This is a genomic window from Nocardioides sp. P5_C9_2, assembly GCF_054049555.1.
The window spans coordinates 1-2,513 of the sequence record NZ_JBFUMD010000532.1; the positions used below are offsets into that span (position 1 = coordinate 1).

Annotated in this window: 2 protein-coding genes; one reads left to right on the forward strand and one right to left on the reverse strand. The window is 70.8% G+C overall.

Annotation, left to right across the window (positions count from 1 at the left end):
- Positions 1-1,713: DNA polymerase I (polA, locus tag ACXJKL_RS19225; RefSeq protein ID WP_457208605.1), on the forward strand; the 1,713-nt coding region annotated here is incomplete at its 5' end.
- A 4-nt stretch (positions 1,714-1,717) separates the two neighbouring features.
- Here the strand turns inward: polA and ACXJKL_RS19230 are convergent.
- A partial coding sequence (locus ACXJKL_RS19230; protein ID WP_457208606.1) for a lipopolysaccharide biosynthesis protein occupies positions 1,718-2,513 on the reverse strand: 796 nt, incomplete at its 5' end.

Genomic DNA, 2,513 nt, shown 5'->3' on the forward strand with positions numbered 1-2,513 from the left:
GCCCACGTCATGGCGGGCGAGCGGGTCGGCGTGGCCGTCCAGGGCTCGTGGCGTGCCGGCACCGGCGAGGTCGTGTCGCTGGCCGTCGCCACCACCGGCGGGGCGGCCGCCTGGGTCGACGTGACCGAGGTGTCACCGCAGGACGACGAGGCGCTGGCCGGGTGGCTCGCCGACCCGCAGCGCCCCAAGGTGCTGCACGACGCCAAGGGCCCCATCCTCGCGCTGGCCGCGCGCGGCTGGCGGTTGGGCGGGCTCGCGGTCGACACCGCGCTCGCGGCGTACCTCGTCCAGCCCGACCAGCGGTCCTACGACCTGGCAGACCTCACCCTGCGCTACCTCAAGAGGGAGCTGCGCCAGGACACGGCCGACGCCGACCAGCTCACCCTCGACACCGACGACACCGACACCAGCGACGTGGCCATGCTGACCGCCAAGGCCGTCCTCGACCTGGCGGAGGCGCTCGACGCCGCGGTCGAGGAGCACGGTGGCACCCAGCTGCTGGCCGACGTCGAGCTGCCGCTGATCGACACGCTCGTGCGGATGGAGCAGACCGGCATCGCGGTGGACACCGACTACCTCGAGGGCCTCGAGTCGGAGTTCGGCGACCAGGTCCGTGCCGCCGCGCAGGACGCCTACGACGTCATCGGCAAGGAGATCAACCTCGGCTCTCCCAAGCAGCTGCAGGTGGTGCTCTTCGACGAGCTCGACATGCCCAAGACCAAGCGCACCAAGACGGGCTACACGACCGACGCGGACGCGCTCCAGCAGCTGTTCGAGAAGACCGAGCACCCGTTCCTCTCCCACCTGCTCCGCCACCGGGACGTGATCCGGCTGCGACAGACCGTGGAGGGCCTGCTCAAGACGGTGGCTCCCGACGGGCGGATCCACACGACGTACAACCAGATCATCGCCGCGACCGGACGGCTCTCCAGCACCGACCCCAACCTCCAGAACATCCCGATCCGCACCGAGGCGGGTCGCCGGATCCGCGAGGGGTTCGTGGTCGGCGAGGGCCACGAGTGCCTGATGACGGCCGACTACAGCCAGGTCGAGATGCGGATCATGGCCCACCTGTCCGAGGACGCCCTGCTCATCGAGGCGTTCCGCTCCGGCCAGGATTTCCACTCCATGACCGCGGCCAGGGTCTTCGACGTGGACGCCGACGCGGTGAGCACCGAGCAGCGCGCCAAGATCAAGGCGATGAACTACGGGCTCGCCTACGGCCTGTCGGCCTTCGGCCTCTCCCAGCAGCTCCGCATCGACACCGGTGAGGCCCGCGGCCTGATGGATGAGTACTTCGAGACCTTCGGCGGTGTGCGCGACTACCTCGGCGGCATCGTCGACGAGGCGCGGCGCTCGGGATTCACCGAGACCATCATGGGCCGGCGCCGCTACCTGCCCGACCTGACCAGCGACAACCGCCAGYGCCGCGAGACGGCCGAGCGGATGGCTCTTAACGCTCCCATCCAGGGGTCGGCGGCCGACCTGGTCAAGGTCGCGATGCTGGGCGTCGAGCGCGCCCTGGCCGAGCAGGGACTGCGGTCCCGGATGCTGCTCCAGGTCCACGACGAGCTCGTCTTCGAGGTCGCCACCGGCGAGCGCGATGCCCTGGCATCGCTGGTGCGCGAGCAGATGGGTGCCGCCGCCGACCTGGCGGTGCCGCTCGACGTCTCCGTCGGCACCGGGCGCAGCTGGCACGAGGCCGCGCACTGACGCGTCAGGCGATCCGGGTCGACTCCCGGTCCGGGGCGTGCTCGCGCTGGAAGTAGGCGGCGGCGCCCAGCAACAGCGCCAGCAGCAGCGCATCGACCACCACGACCGTGGTGGCGAGGCCCAGGATCGAGTCCTGGGCGAGACCGACGCCGATCACGCAGATCAGGGCGGCCCAGACGGCGAGGACCGTCCACCGACCCTGGCGGGCCAGGACCGAGTAGACGAGCAGCTGGATCATCGACAGCAGGGTGCCGAGCAGGGCGAAGAGCCACAGGTAGGGCTCGATCTCGTCGAAGCCGGCGCCGCCCGCGAACACCATCGCCACGGGGGCCAGGAGCCAGGCGGCCACGGTGCCGAGCACGCCCAGCCCCCCGATCAGGCTCAGGCTCCGGATCATCGCGCGCTGGCGCTCGTGCGCCGTCGCCATGGCCGGGAAGGCGACCACCACCACGAACTGGGGCAGGAAGAGCATCGCCTTGGTGATGATGAGGCCGGCGGCGTACAGGCCGGAGTCATGGTCGTCGAGCACGTTGCGGGCCACGATGATGTCGACGTTGGAGAGCGCGAAGAAGGCCAGCAGCGCCTGCGAGTTGTGCAGGCTCTCCTTGAGGATCGCTCCACCGCGGTGTACGTCGCTGACCTCTCCCGGACGGCGTTCGGCACGGAGCGCCCACCAGCCGACCAGGGCCGGTGCGAAGGCGCTGATGGCGACACCCAGCAGGGCGGTGAGCTCGCCGGGGGACCACAGGACCAGGGCGGTCGCGATGACCAGCCGTGGGACGCCGGCAGCGATGTACACC